Genomic DNA, 20,104 nt, shown 5'->3' on the forward strand with positions numbered 1-20,104 from the left:
TGTGCGCGTGCGGTCTCGGGGCGGCGCGGTCGCCGGGGAGGTCAGGGCCGCGCGACGAAGCGCTGGCGCAGTTCGCCGATGCCCTCGATGGTGCTGACCAGCTCGTCACCGGGGGCGAGCCAACGCTGAGGGTCTCGGCCCAGGCCGACGCCGGCCGGGGTTCCGGTGAAGACGATGTCGCCGGGCAGCAGGGGGATCACCGAGGAGAGGCGGGCGACCAGCTCGGGTACGGAGAAGATCAGGTCGCTCGTGCGGCCCTTCTGGACCTCCTCGCCGTTCACGGTGCAGCGCAGTTCCAGGTCGTCGCGGTCGTCGAACGCGTCGGGGGTGACCAGCCAGGGTCCGATGGGCGCGAAGCCCGGGAAGGACTTGCCCAGGCTGAACTGCGGTGCGGGGCCTTCGAGTTGGGTGATGCGCTCGGAGAGGTCCTGGCCCACGGTCAGCCCGGCGACGTGGTCCCAGGCGGACTCCGGGGAGACGTGGTGGGCGCGGGTGCCGATGACGGCGACGAGTTCGATCTCCCAGTCGGTGTGGCCGCCGGGCGGCAGCGCGACCTCGGTGCGGGGGCCGCTGATGCTGGTGACGAACTTGGTGAAGACCGGCGGCATGGTGTCGGGCAGGGCGAACCCGGACTCGGCCGCGTGGTCGCGGTAGTTCAGGCCGGCGGCGACGATCTGCCGCGGGGCCGGCACCGGGGCCTCCAGACGGTCGGGATCGAAGGGCTCCCCTTCGGGCAGCCGGGTCCCCGCCGCCCATCGGCGGAACTCCTCCCACCGCTCGTAGACGGCCTGCGGGTCCGCGGTGAAGCGTCCGTCGCTCGCCTTCTCGACGTCGACGGCGAGACCGTCGACGACGAGGACCAGGCGACCGGAGAGGTTGGCGATACGCACGGGCTGCTCCTGTGTTCCTCGACTGGGTGGATGCTCCCCCGGCTGGGGGTGACGCTCGGCCGTACCCGGGCTCCGGCGTCGGACGGCGCGACCGCCGGGCAGGCGCCACGCTCAGAGTAAGTCGCTATATGTGATAACAGCAAGGGGAGGGTCGTCGATCTCCCGTCGGGTGATCGGTGGGGCTCGCACCGTCGCACTTCGCCAGGCGCGCCGGATCGGGTGAAAATCGCAGGTCAGCGCGTTGCGGCCCGGCGCAGCAGCGGGGCGAGCCGATGGGGCACCAGCCGGCGCATGACGAGTGCCGTGCTGGTGCGCTCCACGCCGGGGACGCCGAGGATGTGGCCGGCCACGCGATACAGGTCCTCGGCGTCGGTGGCGACCACGTGCACCAGCAGGTCGGTGTCGCCGGTCAGCCCGTCCACCTGGAGGACCTCCGGAATCGCCGCGAGCGCCTGCGCGACCTCGTCCAGCCTGCGCTGGGAGACCTGCGTGGTCACGAACGCGGTGAGCGGATATCCGAGCGCCGCGGGGTCGATGCGCCGCTCGAAGGACTCGACGGCGCCGCCGCGGTCCAGTCCGGCCAGACGTGCCTGGACGGTGTTGCGGCTCAGCCCGCTCGCCTCGGCTAGCGCCACCGTGGTGGCCCGGGGGTGAGCGGCGAGCGCCAGGAGCAGACGCGCGTCGGTGGGGTCGATCCGGTCGGAGCTGGGCACGGTGCGCACCTTCCTGGGCTGGGGGCTCGGCTGACTGGGCATTCTGCGTAATTTCTCCGCTCGTTCTTGTGCGGCGTCCGGACCGGGTGGTCTGCTCGTGCGCAGCGATCCCGCCCCTGGCAGCACGCCGCCGACCGTGATCCGGTCCTGAGCCGGCCCCACGTGCGCCGGGGCACCACCCGGTGCGCTCTTCACGCCGCCGTGGTACGTCCCAAGTCACAGCCCGCCGCACGTCAGCGCGCCGGGTGTGCCGAGCGCGAGGAGACCGTTCCGCCATGACCACCGCACCAGCCGCCCCCCGGCGGACCACGGCCGCCGACCTCGACGCGTTGCACGACATCGAGGACCGTGTGCTGTGGCTGTCCAGCGCGATCGTGCACCACGCCAACCGGGTGCGCCCCAATCCGTCGGGGCTCAAGGTCGGCGGTCACCAGGCCTCGTGCGCCTCGATGGTGTCGATCATGACGACCTTGTGGTTCCGGCATCTGCGCCCCGAGGACCGGGTCTCCGTCAAACCGCACGCCTCGCCCGTCCTGCACGCCGTCAACCACCTGCTCGGCGAACTGGACGCGTCCCACCTGCCGACACTGCGCGCCTTCGGCGGGCTGCAGAGCTACCCCAGCCGGTCCAAGGACCCCGACCCGGTCGACTACTCCACCGGGTCGGTGGGCATCGGGGCCACGGCGACGATCTGGGGCGCCCTGGCCCGCCGCTACGCACGCGAGCGCGCCGACGGAGGCTTCGCCGGCCGGCAGTACGCGCTGGTGGGGGACGCGGAGCTGGACGAGGGAGCGGTGTGGGAGGCGGTCCTGGACCCCCAGGTCGCCGAACTCGGCGAACTGGTCTGGATCGTCGACCTCAACCGCCAGTCCCTGGACCGCGTCGTGCCGAACATCGCCGCGGGCCGGCTGCACGGCATGTTCGCCGCGGCCGGATGGCAGGTGCTCACCCTCAAGTACGGCACCCTCCTGGAGCAGTTGTTCGCACGCCCCGGCGGGAACGCCCTGCGGACCCGCCTGGACGACATGCCCAACCCCGAGTACCAGCGCCTGCTGCGCTGCTCGGCCGGGGAACTGCGCGAACGGCTGCCCGGCACCGGTCCCGACGCCCAGGTCATCGCCGGGCTGCTCGCCCAGACGGACGACGCGACCCTGATGGAGGCGGTCCGGAACCTGGGCGGCCACGACCTGTCCGCCCTCGACACCGCGCTGTCCGAGGTGGACGACCACCGGCCCACCGTCATTTTCGCGTACACCGTCAAAGGCCACGGTCTGCCCACCCAGGGGCACCCGCAGAACCACTCGTCCCTGCTGACGGAGGAGCAGATCCGGCAGCTGGCGGACGAGGTGGGCGCTGATCCCGACCAGCCCTGGGCGGGCTTCGCCCCGGACTCGGCGGCGGCACGCCTGTGCGAGGAGACGGCCGCGCGGCTGCGCCGGGACGCCGTTCCCGCGGCGCGGCCCGCGGAGATCCCCACGGACATCGGCCGGACTCCGACGGGTGTGGCGACGACCCAGGCCGCGCTGGGCCGGGTGCTGCTCGACCTGACCCGCAGCGCACCCGAGGCGGCGCGACGGGTGGTCACGGTCAGCCCGGACGTCAGCTCGTCCACCAACCTGGGCGGCTGGGTCAACAAGGTCGGGGTCTGGTCGCCCACCGAGCGCGTCGACTGGTTCGCCGACGACGCGGAGACCATCCTGCACTGGCGGGAACGGCCGACCGGCCAGCACATCGAACTGGGCATCGCCGAGACCAACCTGGTCGGCCTCCTCGGAGAACTCGGCGCGACCTGGAGCCGCTGGGGCGAGCCCCTGCTGCCCATCGGGGTGCTGTACGACCCGTTCGTCCAACGCGCCCTCGAACCCTGGTCCTTCGGCATCTACGCAGGCGGCCAGTCGATCCTGGTCGGGACCCCGTCCGGCGTCACCCTCGCCCCCGAGGGCGGCGCCCACCAGTCCATCACCACGCCCTCCCTCGGCATCGAGCAGCCGGGCTGCACGACCTGGGAGCCCGCCTTCGCGCTGGACACCGAGTGGACGCTGCTGGCCGCCCTGTCCCGCCTCGGCAGGCCCGACGGCGGCTCCGCCTACCTGAGGCTGTCCACCCGCCCCGTCGACCAGTCCCTCGCCCAGGTCCCCGCCGACCCGGCGGCCCGGGAACGCCGCCGCCGTCAGGTCGTGGCCGGCGCCTACCCGCTGCGCCGACGGGCCGGTGTCCAGGTCACCATCGCCGCCATGGGGGCCGTGGTGACCGAGGCCCTGGCCGCGGCGGACCGCCTCCAGCACCTCGGCATCACGGCCGACGTGGTGTGCGTGACCAGCCCGGGACTCCTCTACCGGGCCCTCGACGCCCGGGCCGGGCACGGTGACGCGGCCGACTGGATCCTGGACCAGGTCTTCCCCGCGGAGCGCGCCACCCCGCTGGTCACCGTCCTGGACGGCCATCCGCACACCCTGGCCTTCCTGGCCACCGTCCAGCGCGTGCCGAGCCGCAGGCTGGGCGTCACCCGCTTCGGCCAGTCGGGCTCCTTGGACGAGGTGTACCGCCACCACGGAATCGACACCGACGGCATCGTCGCGGCCGCACTCGACCTCACGCAGTGAACCGGCGTACGGGGCCGACGCCGGTTCGCCGTCCGCCCCGTACGACACGTGATCAGTTCTTCCCGGGCGCCGGCACGAGATCGCCGGCCTCCGGCAGGGTGCCGTGGACCTGCCCCGACGAGGCGACCGCCGCTATCCAGGGCCGCAGCGCGTCGGGTGAGATCGAGGTGTGCCAGTCGGGCAGCGGAACCGTCGCCGCCGTTGCGGGCGGAATCTCCAGCGCGGACGCCAGGAAGGCGCGCGTCTCCGGCTGGTGGGACGAGGCCCACCGGTCGGCGGAGTCCAGACCGGCGACGAAGGCGGAGACGGTGGTGGGGTTGCTCTCCGCCCAGGCGCGGTCCGCGATCCACATGCCGACGACGGCCGGGGAGTCGATCGACAGGAAGGGGTCGCCGAGCGGACGGTGCCCTGCGGCCTCGACCACGCCCATGTACGGCTGGACGGTCGCGACGGCGTCGACCCGCCCGGCGTCGAGTTCGCGGAGCATGCCGGAGAAGGGCACCTCGACGAGACGGACGTCGTCGACGTCCACGCCCGCCCTGTTCAGGGACGTCAGCACCGCCAGGAACAGCGTGCCCGACAGGGACGGCACCGCCATCCGCCGGTCGCGCAGGTCGGTCGGCGAGCCGACCGGGCCGGCCTCGGCGGCGTACATCTGGGCCTGCGGGCGCCGGCCGCTGTCGACGTAGGCACCGGCGATCACCGTGATGTCGTGACCCTGCGCGGCCGCGGCGATGACATCGGCGGGTGTGCCCCAGGCGATGTCGTACTCCCAGCCGAGGGAGGAGGCGAAGGACGTGATGCGCGTGCTCGGATGCGAGGAGATCGTCACGTCGAGACCCTGATCCGTGAAGTCGCCGTTCCGTTCGGCGAGCAGCGGCAGGCTCGGCGCCGCCGCGTCGACCACCGCCACCCGTACGGTGCTGTCGTCGGCCACCTCCTCCTCGGCGGCCGCCGAACAGCCGACCGCCGCGGTCATCGTCAGCCCGAGGGCCGCGAGCAGGGCGGTGAGCCCTCGCGGCCGGAGTACGGAGTCGGTCGTCGCTGGGGAAGTCATGGCGCCGTTTCCTCGGTCGGTGAGTCGGTGAGTCGGTGAGTCTGTTTGTCGGTGAATCGATGAAGGGGAGAGCGCCCGCAGGCGCTCGGGGACGACTGGCCGGCCGTCGCGCCGGTCAGGTGGCGGGGGAGTACTCGACGCCGCCGACCCAGACGCGGCGGACGGCGCGGGTCACGGTGATGTCGGCGAGCGGGTCGCCGTCGATCAGCACGAGGTCGGCCCGGTGTCCGGGTCGGACGGCGCCGCGGTCCCGCAGCCCGAAAGCCTGGGCGGGCCCCGAAGTCGCGGCCCGCAGTGCCGCTCGGTTCGTGAGCCCCGCCCGGACCAGCAGCTCCAGTTCGTGGTGCAGGCTGGTGCCGAACGGCGGGTGCACCGGGATGCCGGGAGCCTGGTTGGCGTCCGTGCCCGCCAGGATCCGCGCACCGGCCCGGCGCAGCGCGGCGACGCTGCCTTCGGCGGCCGCGTAGTCCCAGCCGGGTACGCCGAGGCCGGCGAAGCCTTCCATCATGGTCAGGGTCGGTACGGCGACGGTGCCGGTGGCGGCGTACCGGGCCGCCAGCTCGGCGGACAGGGGGCTGTCGAGCGGTACGTGGTGGATCATGTCCACGCCCGCGTCGAGCGCCCGCGCCACCGTGACCGCGGTGGTCGCGTGGGCCATGACCAGCTTGCCGGAGGAGTGCGCCGCCGCCGTCACGGCCCTGACGGTCTCCGGGGCCAGTCCCGGTTCATCAATGATGATCTTGATGTAGTCCGAACCCTCCCCGATCCGGTCCCGCACGAACCGAGGAGCCTGCTCCGGAGAGGTCAGGACCGCGTCCGCGGGGAAGTCCGGCAGCCGGCTCTGCGGGCTGCCGGGCGCCACGGCGGGAGCGCCCGCACTGCGGATGTCGGTCAGGCCGGGCCGCCCGCGCAGCGATTCGACGACGGAGGGCGGGAAGCAGGCCATGTCCAGACCGGTCGTCACACCCCAGCCGGCCAGCTGCTGAAGGGTGTTGACGTCCTGGAGGTGGAGGTGCGCGTCGATCAGGCCGGGGAGCAGGGTCGCGCCCTCGCAGTCGATCGTGCGCGCGCCGAGGGCGACGACACCGATCCGCCCGTTGTCGATGACCACGGTGCGCGGTGCGGTCAGTTCGTCGCCGTCGAAGACCCGGACGTTGGTCAGTGCGACCTTGCGGCCGAAGCCGCCGGTGGGCTCGGGCGACCGGGCGGTGGCCGGCGCGGCCAGCGCCGGAACGCCCGCGACGGCGATCCCGGCCACCGCGGCCGTCTTGAAGAAGTCACGCCGGTTCGAGTGGTTGACGCACATCGTTGTGCCCTTCTGCCGGACGGGTGCGGAAAGTGCGACGTTCGTGCCTCGGGCGGGACCACAGACCGTAGCCGCTATATGTGATAACAGCAACCCATCGGTATCGCATCCCGCCCCATCAAGGGCCGCGGCAGCGCCCGGGCCGAATTCGGCAGGCACAGGCATTGACACGCCGCCGCGACGGGCCCCAGCATCACTGCCAGTTCACCAGGCACGTCCGTGACGCCCAGCGACGCGTCCCGGCAACGCGCCGCCGCCCCGTGTGCCGCACTGCGGCCTTACCGGGCGCACCCCCTCAGGCGGTCATCCCCACCCCGGCACCCCATGCCCACGGCGGGCACCCCGCGATCGGTCGGATCCCCCTGCCCTCGCCTGCCCACGCCTTCTTTCTCCCGGCGCCGCCGTGGCCTTCCCGCCCGCGCAGTCCCTCATGAGGAGTACGGACATGAACCCCACCCCTGGCGTATCCAGAACCGGGACCCGCCCCGGCCCCGCGGTGGCCCTCGGGCTCGTCATCCTGTGCATCGAGGGGTACGACCTCTTCATCCTCGGTGCGGTCGGCCCCTCCCTGCTCGCCCATCCCGACTGGGACGTCTCCAAGTCGACGCTGGGGCTGCTGGGCAGCCTCACCGCGCTCGGCATGCCCCTGGGCTCCATCGCCGCCGGCTGGGCCGGTGACCTCTACGGCCGCCGGCTCCCCATGACCATCAGCCTGGCCTGGCTGTCGCTGAGCATGCTGCTGAGCGCGGTGGCGGGCGACCTCACCCTGTTCGCGGCGACCCGGTTCCTCACCGGCATGGGCATCGGCGCCCTGATCCCGCTCGTCACCGCGTACGTCAGCGAAGCGGCCACGCCCGCCCGCCACGCCCTCCAGGTGGGCACCGCCACGACCGGACTGGCCCTCGGAGGAATCCTCACCGGCGTCGTCGGCCGGACCCTGCTGCCGGAATGGGACTTCCGTACGCTCTTCCTCTTCGGCGTCATCCCCCTGGTGCTGATCCCTGTGGTGTGGCGCCTGGTTCCCGCCGTGGTGCGGGATCACCCCGCACCGGCCGCCCAGGCGTCCCCGGGCGCAGCCGCCGACCCGGCAGGGGCCGGGCGGGAGCGGTCGGCCAACCGGCTGCGCGAACTGCTCGCCCCGCGAAACCGCCGCGCGACCCTGCTCTTCTGGGCGGCCACCTTCACCGGCCTCGTCATCGTCTACGGTGCCAGCACCTGGCTGCCCACGCTGATGGTCGACTCCGGCTACGACCTCGGTTCCTCGCTCGAGTTCTCCATCGCCTTCAACGCCGGCGCCGTCGTGGGCACCATCGGTGCCGCCCTGGTCGCCGACCGCGGGCTCCTGAAGGTCTCCACGATCGTCAGCTTCCTGCTCGCCGCCGTCGCCATGATCACCCTGAGTACGCCTCAGCCCCGTCCGCTGCTCCTCGTCGCGTCCGCCGTGGCCGGATTCGGCGCCCTGGGGACCCAGGCGCTCGTCAACATCTACGTCGCGCACGCCCACCCGGCGCGACTGCGCGGCACCGCGCTGGGCTTCAGCTTGGGGGTGGGGCGCGTCGGCGCCATCGTCGGCCCGAGCTACCTGGCCGCCGTCACCGTGCTGATCAGCTCGCCCAAGGCCGGCTTCTACGCCTTCGTCGTCCCGGCACTCCTCGGCGCGGCCCTGATCGGGCTGTTGAGGCCGACCGGGCGCCCGTCAGGGAGCGCGCGGGCCGAGGCGGCCTCCGAGGCGCCGCTGACGCGGTGAGCGGGGAGCCCTCGCCGAACGGGGCCGCCACTTCAGGAGAGGGCGGAGAAGGCGATCTTCTCGTTGCGGGCGAGGTGCTGCTCGACGGCGCCCGCGACCTTGTCGGGGTCGCGGGTGCGGAAGGCCGTGACGAGGTCCATGTGGGCCTTGCCCCGTCGCTCGTGCTCGCCGGGATCCGGGTCGAGCCGGCCGAATCCGATGCGGATGTAGCGTTCCGCGGCCCGCCACAGGGTGGTGAGGACGCGGATGTCCCAGGCCGTCGCGGCCGGTGCCAGGAGGGCGAGGTGGAAGGCGTGATGGTCGTCGTAGATGTCGGCCATGCCGTGCTCCCGATCGCCGAAGTCGGCGGCCCGGCTCTCCAGCAGGTCCAGCTGTTCGTCCGTCAGCAGGGCGCACGAACGCCGGGCGATCTCCGGCTCCAGGGCACGCCGGAGACGGTAGATGCCGGTCAGGTCGTCGAGGTCGAGCGGGGCGATGACGGCGCTGCGGCCGGGCCGCATGATGACCAGGCCCTCGCTCTCCAGACTGCGCAGCGCCTCGCGGATCGGGATGAAGCTGATGTCGAGCATGCCCGCCAGCTCGCGCAGCGAGTACTCCGCGCCGGGGGCCAGGCCGCCGGCGAGGATCGCGCGCCGCAGCTCCTCGGTGGCCTGGTCCACCACGGACCGTGACGTGATGGGCTGGACAGCCCCTCGGGGTGTCGCCACGGTGTATCCCTCGCTTCGGCCGGCCGCTGGTCGATATCAACTATAGCGATGCCTGACCGAGGAGCTGCGTGCATGACAAGGATGGCAGGGTCAGGCAGCCCCTAGAGCTTGAGGATGCGTTCGGCGTTGCGGTGGGCGATCTTCCTGCGGTGACCGTTCGACAGGTTCGCGTCGCGCAGGAATCCGACGGCCTGCGCGGTCTTCTCGAAGGGGTAGTCGACGGCGAAGAGGACGTTGTCGATGCCCACCGCCTCGATCGCGGCCCGGAGCATGGTGTCGTCCATCACCCCCGAGGTGGTGATGGCGATGTTGTCGACGAGGTACTCGGAGGGCTTCTTCTTCAGTGCCACGCGCGTGTTGATGTTCTGGATCTGCACATCGAGGCGGGACATCTGGAAGGGCAGGAACTCGCCCATGTGGCCCACGATGAGCCTGGCGCCGGGGAAGTCGTCGAAGACGCCGCCGAGGATGACCCGCAGGGCGTGTCCGCCGGTCTCGGCCGCCCAGCTGTAGAGGGGGCCGACGAGTTCGGGCCGGTCCTTGGTGAGGCCCCAGTCGCCGGCCGGGGCCGGTGTGGGGTGGAGGTAGAGGGCGGCGCCCAGTTCCTCCAGCGCGGCCCACACCTGCCGGAACTGCGGCTCGTCCAGGTAGTGGCCGTTGGTGTGGCCGTTGACCAGGAACCCGGCCATCCCGAGGTCGCGTATGGCGCGCCGGGCCTCCCGCACGGCCGCACCGGGGTCCTGGAGCGGCAGTGCCGCGAGGCCGCCGAAGCGGGTGGGGTGCGCGGCGATGATGCCGGCCAGCGCGTCATTGGCGACCTGCGCGTCCCGTACGGCGATGGCCGCGTCGGGCTGCATCTGCACCCCGGGCGGGGTGAGGGACAGCACCTGCATGGTGACGCCGTGCTCGTCCATGTCGGCGAGCCGGTACTCGGTGATGTCCGGGAGCCGCTTCATCCACTCCGCGGTGACCTCGGGCTTGAAGGGGATCGCGCCGTTCAGTGCCGTGCCCCGCGTGATGAGACCCGGCAGCAGGACGGCCTCCTCAATGGCGATGATCTTCAGGCGGCCGCTCGGACCGGGCCTTCCGCCATGCGCCCGGGCGACGCCGGAGGACATCAGCGTGGAGGCGCCGGTGAGCGCGGCCCCCGTACCCGCGGCCGTGTTGAGGACCTGTCGTCTCGTCCATCGGTGAGCGCTCATGTGTGCCGTGTTTCCTTTCGGGAGTGGTGTTGTCGGGCAGGCGGACCGCCCCGGCCGCGAGGCAGGTACCTCGGACAGGGTGCGGCCGGGGCGGGGACTGGGGGACCGGCGTCGCGCGCCGGTCAACGGGATGACGTGTCTCGGTCCCGGGGTGCGCGGCCGGTCAGCGTGTCGATGAGGGCGAGGGCGTCCTCGGGGGCCTCGTCTCCCAGCCAGCCGATCACCTGGTCCGGGCGGACCAGGACGAGGCGGGCGCCCAGCAGTTCGGCGTATGGGGCGGACACCGCCTCCGGAAGGCGTACGACGGTGAGCGGCACGGCCCGCAGGCGCGCGGCATCCTCGACGGCCGCCGCCGACGTACCGCGTCCGAGGGCGAGCAGCGTCAACTGGTCACCGAGCAGGTCGTACAGGGAACGGCCGTCCTCCAGGAAGACATGGGGCAGCCTGGCGCCCGTCCGAGCGGCGCCCTGGCGTCCTCCGTGTGCCTCTCGGCCCTCTCGTCCCTCTCGGCCCGGAGGGACGATCGGTGAGGCGGTGATGCGCAGTCCGAGGACCAGGTCGAGGGAGTGGAACTCCGCCTTCTTGGTCTCCTGGATCCGCGCCCCCGCGGCCCGGCGCGCCTCGGCACCGGCCTCGTCGTCCACGTCGAGGTTGTCGGCGAGCAACTCGGTGGAGAGCACCCGCATGTTGGCGGTCGCCTCGCGAATGACCCGTTCCTGGACGGGCCGCCGCTCGCTCTCGTAGCTGTCGAGGGCGGCCGCCCCGCCCCAGCCGCCGAGCACGGCCGCGAGTTTCCAGCCCAGGTCGACCGCGTCCCCGATGCCGGTGTTGAGTCCGTGGCCGCCGAACGGCGGGTTGAGGTGCGCGGCGTCCCCGGCGAGGAAGACCCTGCCGTGCCGCATGCGGTCGACGATCTGCATACGTGCCGTCCACGGATCGGTGGACAGCACCTCGGCCCGCACCGGCCTGCCCGCCACGGCGTCGACGATGTGCCGCGCCTCGCGTTCGCCGGTCGCCCGGTCGACGCCGAAGGCGATCGCCCACCAGGTGTGCGTCCGGTCCAGCGGCCCGACCAGCGCCGGGGCGGCCGGGTTGACGACCCAGTACTGGACGGCGGGGCCGTGCCGCACGTGTTCCCAGAGGCCGGGGCTCTCGAAGACCATGCCGAAGTTCGGACGCGGCGCCTCTCCGCCCAGGTAGCGCGAGCCGATCTGCTCCCGCACGACGCTGCGCGGGCCGTCGCAGCCGATGACGTACTCGGCGGTGACGACGCTCCGGTCCCCACGGCCGTCGTCCACGACCACGGACACCAGGTCGTCGTCCTGGCTCACGCCGACGACCTTGGAACCGAGGACGAGCCGGCACGTGTCCAGCTCCCCGACCGCCTCGCGGAGAACCTCCTCCAGGACGTACTGCGGTGCCTGCTGGCCGGTCTCCGGGAAGCGGTCGCCCTCCGGCGCGAGCCCCAGGACACCGCTGAAGCGGGACAGTTCCCTGCCGGTCAGGGAGGTGCAGAACACCACGTCCTGAGACCAGGACGTGGGCAGTGGGGCGCGCGCCCGGAGCCGGTCGGCCAGGCCCCAGCGGCGGAGATGCTCCATGGTGCGCACGTTGAGCGTCTTGCAGCGGGGGCGAGCCCTGGAGACGGTGGGACGCGGCTCGACGACCAGGCAGCGGACACCGCGCCTGCCCAGCTCGACGGCGGCCGCCAGACCGACCGGCCCGCCGCCGGCGACCAGGACCTGCACGTGGAGCGGGAGTTGCTCGTTGTCGACGGAGGGCATCAGTTCTCGGTCTCGGCTCTCCGCCGCGTCGCGGCCCAGTGCGCGCACTCCTCGGCGAACGCGAGCTGCCGCAGGTGCAGTGCGTGGCCGAGGGTGTGGTGGTCGATGCAGTGGCCCGTGCCGCGTGCGACGCTCGCGTCGACGAAGGGGGCCGCGGTGAACATCGCGGCGAACCGGGCGACGTTGTGCGGGCCGCTGCTCCACAGGGCGTCGAACTCGGCGAGCGCGTTGTGCACCGGGACGCGGACCCGGGGGGCGAGGGTGGGCAGCTGCTGCTTCGGCCACACGGGTGCCTGGACCAACTCCCTTACGGGAACGGGTGCGTAGGAGTCGTGCGCCTGCCTCACCCCCTCGGCTCCGTAGGTGTGCGCCGGCCCGAACATCACCTTGTCCCGCTCCTCGTACGGCAGGTCCACGGTCTCGTCCGGGGGCAGCGAGCCGAGGGCCTCGGCCGCTCCGCCGCTCGGGATGACGGCCCCCATCCCGGTCGCCGAGACGCCGATCAGCGGGAGGCCGGGAGCGGTGGCGGCCATGGTCAGGGCGATCATGCCGCCGATCGAATGGCCGACGAGGAACACGCTGTCGGCCGCGAGACGCGTGACCGCCTGCGCCAGGGCACCGCTGAGCAGTTCCGCGTGTCGGGCGAACGTGTTGGCCTCCGGTTCGAGGGGTGTGCTGCCGCCGTAGCCGGGGCGGTCGAAGGCCACCACCGGATGGCCGTGCGCGGCCGCGACATCGAGGAACGACCCGTCGGGGCCGCCCGCGACATCGAAGTACCGCGCCGTGTACGTGCCGCCGTGGAGGGCGGCGATCAGGGGTTTGCCCGTCGGTTCGGCGGGTCCGGCGGTGAGCGCCGTGATCTTGTGTCCGTCGACCTCGAAGGTCGGAAGGTCGCGCTGCTTGGCCATCTGTGGCCTCCTGCCAGGGGTGTCTTCCAGCGTGCGCGCGCAGGGGGATTCTGTGAGCGTAGGTGCTATATGTAATAACAGCAAGGGGTGCGGTGTGCGGTGCCTTGCCGCAGGCGCGTGTCGGCCGTCAGCCGCCCAGCGGCGCGTAGTCCTGGGTGATCTGCTTGTACTCCAGGAAGTCCTCCACGGAGGCCGGACCCCCCAGCCGGCCCACACCGCTGGACTTGAAGCCGCCCTCCTCGAACTCGACGGTGAGGTTGGCCCAGCTGTTGACGGAGACGAGCCCCGCGTCGAGCTGCCGCGCCACCCGCACCGGCCGGTCCGCGTCCCGGGTCCAGACGCACGCGCTCAGGCCGTACTCGGTGTCGTTGGCGAGGGCGACGGCCTCCTCCTCGGTGTCGAAGACCTGCACCGTCTGCACCGGGCCGAAGGTCTCCTCCCGGACGATCGGGAGCGTGGAGTCGGGGACCGAGAGAAGCGTGGGGTGGTAGAAGGCGCCGCCCGCCAGTTCGGGGCGCGTGCTCGGCCCGCCGCGGACGATCGGCTTGGCGCCGGCCGCGATCGCCGCCTCCACGGCGGCGTCCACGCGAGCGACCGACACCTTGTCGATCAGGGGGCCGATCTGGCTGGCCGGGTCGGCGGCCGGACCGGGGCGCACAGCCTCCAGACGCTCGCCCAGTGCGGCCGTGAACGCGTCGGCGATCTCCCGCTGGACGAGGACCCTGCTGCCCGTCATGCAGAACTGCCCCGCGAAGACGGTGCACGACTGGACGGCGGTGGCCAGCGCGGCCTCCAGGTCGGCGTCGGCGAAGACCAGGTGAGGGGTCTTGCCGCCCAGCTCCAGCCCCACCCGCTTGAAGTGGGCCGCCGCCTGGGCGACCAGGCGCCCGGTGGCGGTACTGCCGGTGAAGCTGATCACGGGCACCCGGGGGGACTCGACCAGCAGGCGCGCGACGTCGGAGCCGGACTCGACGACTACGTTCACCGCGCCCCTCGGCAACTCGGGGACGGAGGCCAGGATCTCGCTCATGAGGGCCGCGGTCCGGGCCGCCTGCCCCGGCATCTTCACCACCGCCGTGCAGCCCGCCGCGAGCGCCGGGGCGAGCGCGCGGACGCAGAGGTAGGCGGGAGAGTTCCACGGCACCACGATCCCGGCGACACCGACGGGCTGCCGGATCGACATGGCCTGACGGCCCGGGTGGGTGTCGGTGACCCTGCCGTGCGGCCGCACGGCCAGCCCCGCCGCGAAACGCAGCGCGCGCGGGATGAAGTGCGCCTCGAAGCCCGCTTCGCGCCGGAGCTTGCCGTTCTCCAGGCACAGGGTGGCGACCACCTCGTCCATGCGCGCGTCGTACGCGTCGGCGAGATGGCTCAGGGCGGTGGCCCGCACCATCGGGTCCAGGCGCCAGGTGCCCTCGGTGAAGGCGCGGGCGGCCGCGTCGACGGCCCTGTGGCCCAGCTCGGTGTCGGCCTCCGCGTATGTACCGATCACGTCGCCCGTGGCCGGGTCGACGCTCTCGGAGGTCCGGGCGGAGCCGACCCACTCGCCGTCGATCCAGTGTCGTGCGGTGTTCCCTCGGGTCATGTCGGCGACTCCTTGCTCGAGAGGGACTTGAAGGGAAGGGGAAGCGGGGGGACTGCCTACTTCGGGAGGCCGAGCAGCCGTTCCGCGTTGAGGTGGGCGATCTTCGCCCGGTCGGCCTCGCCGACCGGAGCCGTCTCCAGGAACGCGGTGGCGGTCGCCATGTCCTCGAAGGGATGGTCGGTGCCGAAGAGGACGTGGTCCGAGCCGAGAGCCGACAGCGCGCACAGCAGCGGAGGGGCCGAGCAGACACCGCTGGTCGTGATGTACAGGTTGCGGCGGACGTACTCCGACGGGTTGCCCCGGGCGAGTTCGACCCCGTGGTGGTTGTGGTAGGCCCAGCGGGAGTCCAGCCGCCACAGCACATAGGGCAGGCCCTCGCCCATGTGCCCGAGGAGCACCTTGGCCGCCGGGAAGTCGTCGAAGACACCGCCGAACACGAGACGCAGGAAGTGGGTCGCGGTCTCCGATCCCCAGCTCCACATCGGTCCGACGAGTTCGGGGTGCCCCTCGATGACATGAGGGGTTCCGACGCCGTTGGCCGGGTGCAGGTAGAGCGGTACGTCCAGTCCCTCGGCGCGCTCCCACACCACACGCAGCAGGGGGTCGTCGAGGTAGCGGCCCTGGGTGTGCGCGTTCACCAGGGCTCCACGCAGGCCCAGTTCGGACACCGCGCGCTCCAGCTCCTTGCCCGCTGCCCGCGGGTCCTGCAACGGCAGGGCGGCGAATCCGGCGAAGCGGTCGGGGTGGTCCGCCACCACGCCGGCGAGCAGGTCGTTGACCGCCGCCGCCCGGGCGACCGCGGTCGCGGTGTCCGTCTCGGCCTGGATGCCGGGGGAGTTGAGGGACAGCACCTGCATGTCCAGCCCCGCCGCGTCCATCTCGGCCAGCCGCTCTCCGGTGACGTCGAGCAGTCGCCGGGACGCCTCCCGCCACTTCGCCGGCTGGATGATCGAGGCCGACGAGGCGCCGTATTCCGCCAGCTCGGGCGTGACGAAGTGTTCCTCAAGGCCGATGGTGCGCATCGCGACCCTCCGCGTTTCACTTATATGCATTGACTTCATCGATGGTGAAACGTACGTTCCGTCGGTGTCAAGCCTTTGGCAGGTCCCAGGAAGTGGAGGTGCCCCATGACGGGTACGGATGACGCCGTGGTCGGCCCGGTCCCGAACGTGACCGGGGTGGACGTGGCCGTGGTGGGTTACGGACCGGTGGGCATGGTGGCGGCCGGCCTGCTGGCGCAGGCGGGCCACCGGGTCCTGGTACTCGAGCGGTACCCGGGCCTGTACAACCTGCCGCGCGCCGCCAGCTTCGACGACGAGACCATGCGCACGCTCGCCCGCCTTGGCGTGGCGGAGGCGCTGCTGCCCAAGGTGCGGGTGCAGCCCACCTACGAGTGGCGCAACGGCCGCGGAGACCTGCTGATGGAGCAGCACTTCGCCGCGACGGGACGCAGCGGCTGGGCGGAATGGCACATGATGTACCAGCCGGACCTCGAAGAGGCGCTGGACACCGCGTGCCGGTCGACGCCCCGGGTGGAAGTGCGCCACTCCAGCGCCGTCGTCGCCCTGGAGCAGACCCCGGAGCACGTGACCCTCACCGTCGACGGACCCGAGGGGCGGTCGACCGTCGGCGCGCGCTACGTCCTGGGCTGCGACGGAGGCAACAGCTTCGTGCGGTCCGCGCTCGGCGTGGGACTGCACGACTACGGCTTCTCCGAGCCGTGGATGGTGTGCGACTTCCGCTTCCGCCGCCCGACGCCGGTCCCGCTCGCGTTGCAACTGGGCGACCCGCTGGGCCCGACCTCGGTCATCTCGCTTGGTCCCGCGCACCACCGGTTCAGCTTCATGCTCGACTCGGCCGACGACTTCGACACCGAGCGCGATCCGCGGCGCGTCTGGAAACGGGTCGCCTCCTACCTCACCCCCGACGACGCCGACCTCATCCGGGTCGCCACGTACACCTTCCGGTCCCTCGTCGCGGACCGCTGGCGCCGCGGCCGTGTGCTGCTCGCGGGCGACGCGGCGCACCAGATGCCGCCGTTTCTCGGCCAGGGGATGTGCTCGGGCTTCCGCGACGCGCAGAACCTCGCGTTCAAGCTGGACCTCGTCCTGCGCGGCACCGCGCCGGACGACCTCCTCGACACCTATCAGACGGAGCGCGAGCCGCATGTGCGCGCGGTGACCGAGAAGGGCATCGAGCTGGGCCACCTCCAGACCCTGCGGGACCCGGTCCGGGCGGCGGAGCGCGACCGGACCCTGCTCGCCCGCCGCGCGATGTCGGGCGCGCCCGATGCCATGCGCTTCCCGAGCCTCGGCGACGGCCTGCTCGCACGGGTCGCGTCCGCCGGACGGGGGCAGCTGTCGGTCCAGGGCGTGGTGGACGACGGCACCCGCCGCGACCGCCTGGACCAGATCGTGGGCGGCGGCTTCCACCTGCTCATGGAGGAGGGGCTGCTGGACACCCTGGAGCGCGATCACCTGCTCGACGACCTGGCCCGGGCGGGCGTCCGCGTCGTCGTCCCCGGTGGGCGGAGCGCCGCACACCCACGGGCGGCCGTCGTCCACGACGTGGACGGTACCTACCGCGACTGGTTCACCGAACTGGGCTGCTCGGCCGTCGTGGTCCGCCCCGACTTCTACGTGTTCGGCACGGCGGACGGTCCGGACGCGGTGGCCGGCCTCGCCACCGAACTGCTGAACGCGACCCACGGCGGGCAGTACCCGGCCGGTCACTATGATCGCCCCCGTGAGAACACAGCGTCCCTCCGACCCCGAGGCCAGTGAGACGGCACCGGCACGGCAGGGCATCCAGTCCGTCGAACTGGCGATGACGGTCCTGCAGGCCCTTGAGGAAGGGCGGGGGCCGATGAGCCTGACGCAGATCGCCGCGGCCAGCGACATGCAGCCGAGCAAGGTCCACCGCTATCTCGTCAGCCTCGCCCGAGTCGGTCTCGTCGCCCAGTCGCCCAGCTCCGGGCGGTACGACATGGGGCCCGCGATGCGGCGGCTCGGCGTCGAGTCGCTGCGCAGGATGGACGAGGTGGCACTGGTCAGCGAGCACCTGCCGGGGCTGCGGGACACCACCTCGCACGCGGTCAACCTGTCGGTGTGGGGCGACCACGGCCCCGTCGTCGTGCGCTGGGAGTACGGCGCCCACGCGCTGCCCATCACCGTGCGGGTCGGTGCCACCATGCCCCTGCTGACCTCGGCGATGGGCGGCGCGTTCCTCGCGCACCTGCCCGAACGGCTCACCGAGCCGGTGCTGTGCGGGCAGTTGGAACTGGACGCGCTCGACGCCGCCACCCGGGAACGCGTCGACCGGATCAGGGCCGGAGTGCTGCGCGAGGGCGTCGCCACCACCGTCGGCGGAGTCATCCCCGGCGTCACCTCGGTGGCGGCCCCCGTGTTCACCGCGGGCGAGTCCTTCCCGCTCGTCGTCACCCTGGTGATGCCCGCGCGGGGCGTCACGGAGCAGGACCTTGCCCGCTTCTCGGCGGAGCTGCTGGACGCGACCCGCGCGATGTCCGAGGTGCTCGGCCACTCCGTGGACCAGCACCGGCCGTAGGGCGCCCCACACGGCCGGTGCCACCCCGCCCACGGAGCGGATCACCGCGGTCGCGTCGCTCCTCGTGCGAAGCGGGTGAAGTACTCGAGGGCCGAGACGTCGTCGACGGCCTCGCGGGCGGCGACCCGGTCTAGGCGGTCGCCCTGCAGCAGTCGCTTGACCGGTACTTCGAGTTTCTTGCCGGTGCGGGTGTGCGGCAGGGCGGGCACCTCGATGATCTCGTCGGGGACGTGCCGTGGTGAGGCATGGGTGCGGACGGCCGCCGTGATGGTGTCGCGCAGGCCGTCGTCGAGTGCGTGACCGGGCTCCAGGACGACGAACAGGGGCATCCAGTAGTCGCCGTCGGCCAGTTCGGCGCCGATGACGAGGCTTTCGCGGACACCCGGCAGTTCGTCCACGACGGCGTAGATGTCGGCACTGCCGAGCCGCACCCCGTGCCGGTTGAGCGTGGAGTCGGAGCGGCCGGAGACGATCACACTCCCGTGCGCGGTGCGGGTCATCCAGTCGCCGTGGCGCCACACGCCGGGATAGGCGGTGAAGTACGCCTGCCGGTAGCGGGAGCCGTCGGCGTCGTTCCAGAAGCGGAGCGGCATGGAGGGCATGGGCCGGGTGACCACCAGCTCGCCGACCGCGTCGGTGACGGGACGGCCGTCCGCGTCGAAGGCCTCCAGGGCGACGCCGAGGAGGGGCGCGGAGATCTCCCCGGGCCACACCGGTGTGGTGGGCGCGCTGCCGGCGAAGCCGCTGACGATGTCCGTGCCGCCACTGGTGGAGGCGACCTGCACGCGCGGCCCGACGTGGTCGCGGACCCAGTAGTACGACTGGGCGGGCAGCGGAGCTCCGGTGGCGCCGAGGACGCGCAGCGCGGAGAGGTCCAGGTCGCGTCCTGGGGAGAGGCCGGCCTTGGCGGAACCCCGCAGATAGCCGGGGCTCACGCCGAGGACGGAGGTGCGGTGCTCGGCGGCCAGCTCCCACAGCCGGCCGGGGCCGGGGTGGGCCGGACTGCCGTCGTAGAGCACGACCGTGGCTCCGACCAGCAGGCCGGAGACGACCATGTTCCACATCATCCAGTTGGTGGTGGTGTACCAGAGCAGGCGGTCCTCGACGCCGAGGTCGAGATGCAGGCCGAGGAGCCTGTGATGGTCGAGCAGGACGCCGCCGTGTCCGTGGACGATGCCCTTGGGAGTGCCCGTGGTCCCGGACGAGAACAGCACCCACAGCGGTGCGTCGAAGGGCACCTGCTCGAAGCGCTGCTCCCCGGGCTCGGCGAGCGTGTCCTCCCAGGCGACCGTGGCCTCCTGAACCGTGGCCTTCCGAACCGTGTCCTCACGCACCGGGTCCTCCCGCACCGTGTCCGAGGAGGCGGGCAGCCCGAGGTTCGGGACCCGCACGGCGACACGGACGGAGGGCAGCGCGGCGCGCAGCGCGTCGCTCTCCGCGCGGCGGTCGTGCCGCCGCCCGTTGGGCGAAACGGTGCGCGGCGCCCTCGGCACCGTAGTCCTGACCGCAGGCCGACCACACGGCGCCAACGGCGGCCGACGCCAGGAACGCGACCACGGCGTGCGGGGTGTTGGGCAGGTACCCGACCACCCGGTCACCCGCCCTGACCCCCTGCCCGCGCAGCCAGGCCGCCAACGCGGCGACCTGACGGCGTAGTTCGGACCAGGTCGTGTACGTCGTGGTGCCGTCCTCTCCGACCGAGATCACGGCGGTGGCCGTGGGGTCACCGGTGCGCAGGGCGTGCTCGGCGTAGTTCACCCGGGCACCGGGGAACCAGCGGGTGGCCGGCATCGGGGCGTCGTCGAGGACACACTCCCACCGGTCGCCGATGTCGAGGTCGAAGAACTCCACGACGGCCGCCCAGAATCCCGCCAGGTCCCGCACCGACCACGCCCACAGGGACGGATAGTCGGCGAGGACGACGCCGGTGCGCCGGGTGACGAAGTCGGTGAAGCGCGCGATGCGTGAGTCCGCCACCCGGGACGGGTCGGGCCGCCAGATCGGCTGGACGGCCCCGGACGACTGCCGGGACACGGCG

At 72.5% G+C, this 20,104-nt stretch carries 14 protein-coding genes and 1 pseudogene; 4 read left to right on the plus strand and 11 right to left on the minus strand.

Annotated features, from left to right (window positions below; translation table 11 throughout):
* Positions 1 to 41 precede the first annotated feature (41 nt).
* A complete protein-coding gene (locus ACFC1X_RS13975; protein WP_376352639.1) occupies positions 42 to 890 on the minus strand; it encodes a fumarylacetoacetate hydrolase family protein in 849 nt (282 codons plus the stop codon).
* 233 nt (positions 891 to 1,123) lie between these two features.
* On the minus strand, positions 1,124 to 1,645 hold the full coding sequence (locus ACFC1X_RS13980; protein ID WP_376352642.1) for an Lrp/AsnC family transcriptional regulator: 522 nt from the start codon (positions 1,643 to 1,645) through the stop codon (positions 1,124 to 1,126).
* Between the two features lie 233 nt (positions 1,646 to 1,878).
* Between ACFC1X_RS13980 and ACFC1X_RS13985 the strand changes: the two genes are divergently transcribed.
* A complete protein-coding gene (locus ACFC1X_RS13985; protein WP_376352645.1) occupies positions 1,879 to 4,206 on the plus strand; it encodes a pyruvate dehydrogenase in 2,328 nt (775 codons plus the stop codon).
* A gap of 52 nt (positions 4,207 to 4,258) precedes the next feature.
* On the opposite strand, the gene ACFC1X_RS13990 is transcribed toward ACFC1X_RS13985, so the two are convergent.
* Together ACFC1X_RS13990 and ACFC1X_RS13995 are read right to left on the minus strand one after the other, a co-directional pair.
* Positions 4,259 to 5,263 (minus strand): ABC transporter substrate-binding protein, encoded by a 1,005-nt coding sequence (locus ACFC1X_RS13990; RefSeq protein WP_376352648.1) that lies wholly within the window; start codon positions 5,261 to 5,263, stop codon positions 4,259 to 4,261.
* A 115-nt stretch (positions 5,264 to 5,378) separates the two neighbouring features.
* Positions 5,379 to 6,569 (minus strand): amidohydrolase family protein, encoded by a 1,191-nt coding sequence (locus ACFC1X_RS13995; RefSeq protein WP_376352651.1) that lies wholly within the window; start codon positions 6,567 to 6,569, stop codon positions 5,379 to 5,381.
* A gap of 445 nt (positions 6,570 to 7,014) precedes the next feature.
* Between ACFC1X_RS13995 and ACFC1X_RS14000 the strand changes: the two genes are divergently transcribed.
* Positions 7,015 to 8,316, plus strand: coding sequence for an MFS transporter (locus tag ACFC1X_RS14000; protein ID WP_376352654.1), 1,302 nt, complete (start codon positions 7,015 to 7,017; stop codon positions 8,314 to 8,316).
* Between the two features lie 32 nt (positions 8,317 to 8,348).
* On the opposite strand, the gene ACFC1X_RS14005 is transcribed toward ACFC1X_RS14000, so the two are convergent.
* From ACFC1X_RS14005 to ACFC1X_RS14030, 6 genes are all read right to left on the minus strand, one after another.
* On the minus strand, positions 8,349 to 9,023 hold the full coding sequence (locus ACFC1X_RS14005; RefSeq protein ID WP_376352656.1) for a GntR family transcriptional regulator: 675 nt from the start codon (positions 9,021 to 9,023) through the stop codon (positions 8,349 to 8,351).
* Positions 9,024 to 9,124: 101 nt separating this feature from the next.
* Entirely contained in the window at positions 9,125 to 10,225 is a 1,101-nt protein-coding gene (locus tag ACFC1X_RS14010; RefSeq protein ID WP_376352659.1) for an amidohydrolase family protein, read from the minus strand.
* 122 nt (positions 10,226 to 10,347) lie between these two features.
* Positions 10,348 to 12,009: an FAD-dependent monooxygenase gene (locus ACFC1X_RS14015; RefSeq protein ID WP_376352662.1), complete on the minus strand. Its 1,662-nt coding sequence runs from the start codon at positions 12,007 to 12,009 to the stop codon at positions 10,348 to 10,350.
* The gene (locus ACFC1X_RS14020; protein WP_376352664.1) at positions 12,009 to 12,917 is read right to left on the minus strand and encodes an alpha/beta fold hydrolase; all 909 of its coding nucleotides are present in this window, start codon (positions 12,915 to 12,917) and stop codon (positions 12,009 to 12,011) included. Before ACFC1X_RS14020 ends, ACFC1X_RS14015 begins: the two co-directional genes overlap by 1 nt.
* Positions 12,918 to 13,044: 127 nt before the next feature.
* A complete protein-coding gene (locus tag ACFC1X_RS14025; RefSeq protein WP_376352667.1) occupies positions 13,045 to 14,502 on the minus strand; it encodes an aldehyde dehydrogenase family protein in 1,458 nt (485 codons plus the stop codon).
* Positions 14,503 to 14,558: 56 nt separating this feature from the next.
* A complete protein-coding gene (locus tag ACFC1X_RS14030) occupies positions 14,559 to 15,524 on the minus strand; it encodes an amidohydrolase family protein (RefSeq protein ID WP_376352670.1) in 966 nt (321 codons plus the stop codon).
* Between the two features lie 105 nt (positions 15,525 to 15,629).
* Between ACFC1X_RS14030 and ACFC1X_RS14035 the strand changes: the two genes are divergently transcribed.
* Positions 15,630 to 17,285: a bifunctional 3-(3-hydroxy-phenyl)propionate/3-hydroxycinnamic acid hydroxylase gene (locus ACFC1X_RS14035; RefSeq protein ID WP_376352673.1), complete on the plus strand. Its 1,656-nt coding sequence runs from the start codon at positions 15,630 to 15,632 to the stop codon at positions 17,283 to 17,285.
* Complete coding sequence (locus tag ACFC1X_RS14040) at positions 17,248 to 18,066, plus strand: IclR family transcriptional regulator (protein WP_376352676.1); 819 nt, start codon at positions 17,248 to 17,250, stop codon at positions 18,064 to 18,066. The genes ACFC1X_RS14035 and ACFC1X_RS14040 overlap by 38 nt, the downstream gene beginning before the upstream one ends.
* A 41-nt stretch (positions 18,067 to 18,107) precedes the next feature.
* Here the strand turns inward: ACFC1X_RS14040 and ACFC1X_RS14045 are convergent.
* Positions 18,108 to 20,100, minus strand: a pseudogene (locus tag ACFC1X_RS14045) (acetoacetate--CoA ligase).
* Positions 20,101 to 20,104: the final 4 nt, after the last annotated feature.

Origin of the sequence: Streptomyces sp. NPDC056128, assembly GCF_042263835.1 — a bacterium.
Taxonomy (GTDB): Bacteria; Actinomycetota; Actinomycetes; order Streptomycetales; family Streptomycetaceae; genus Streptomyces.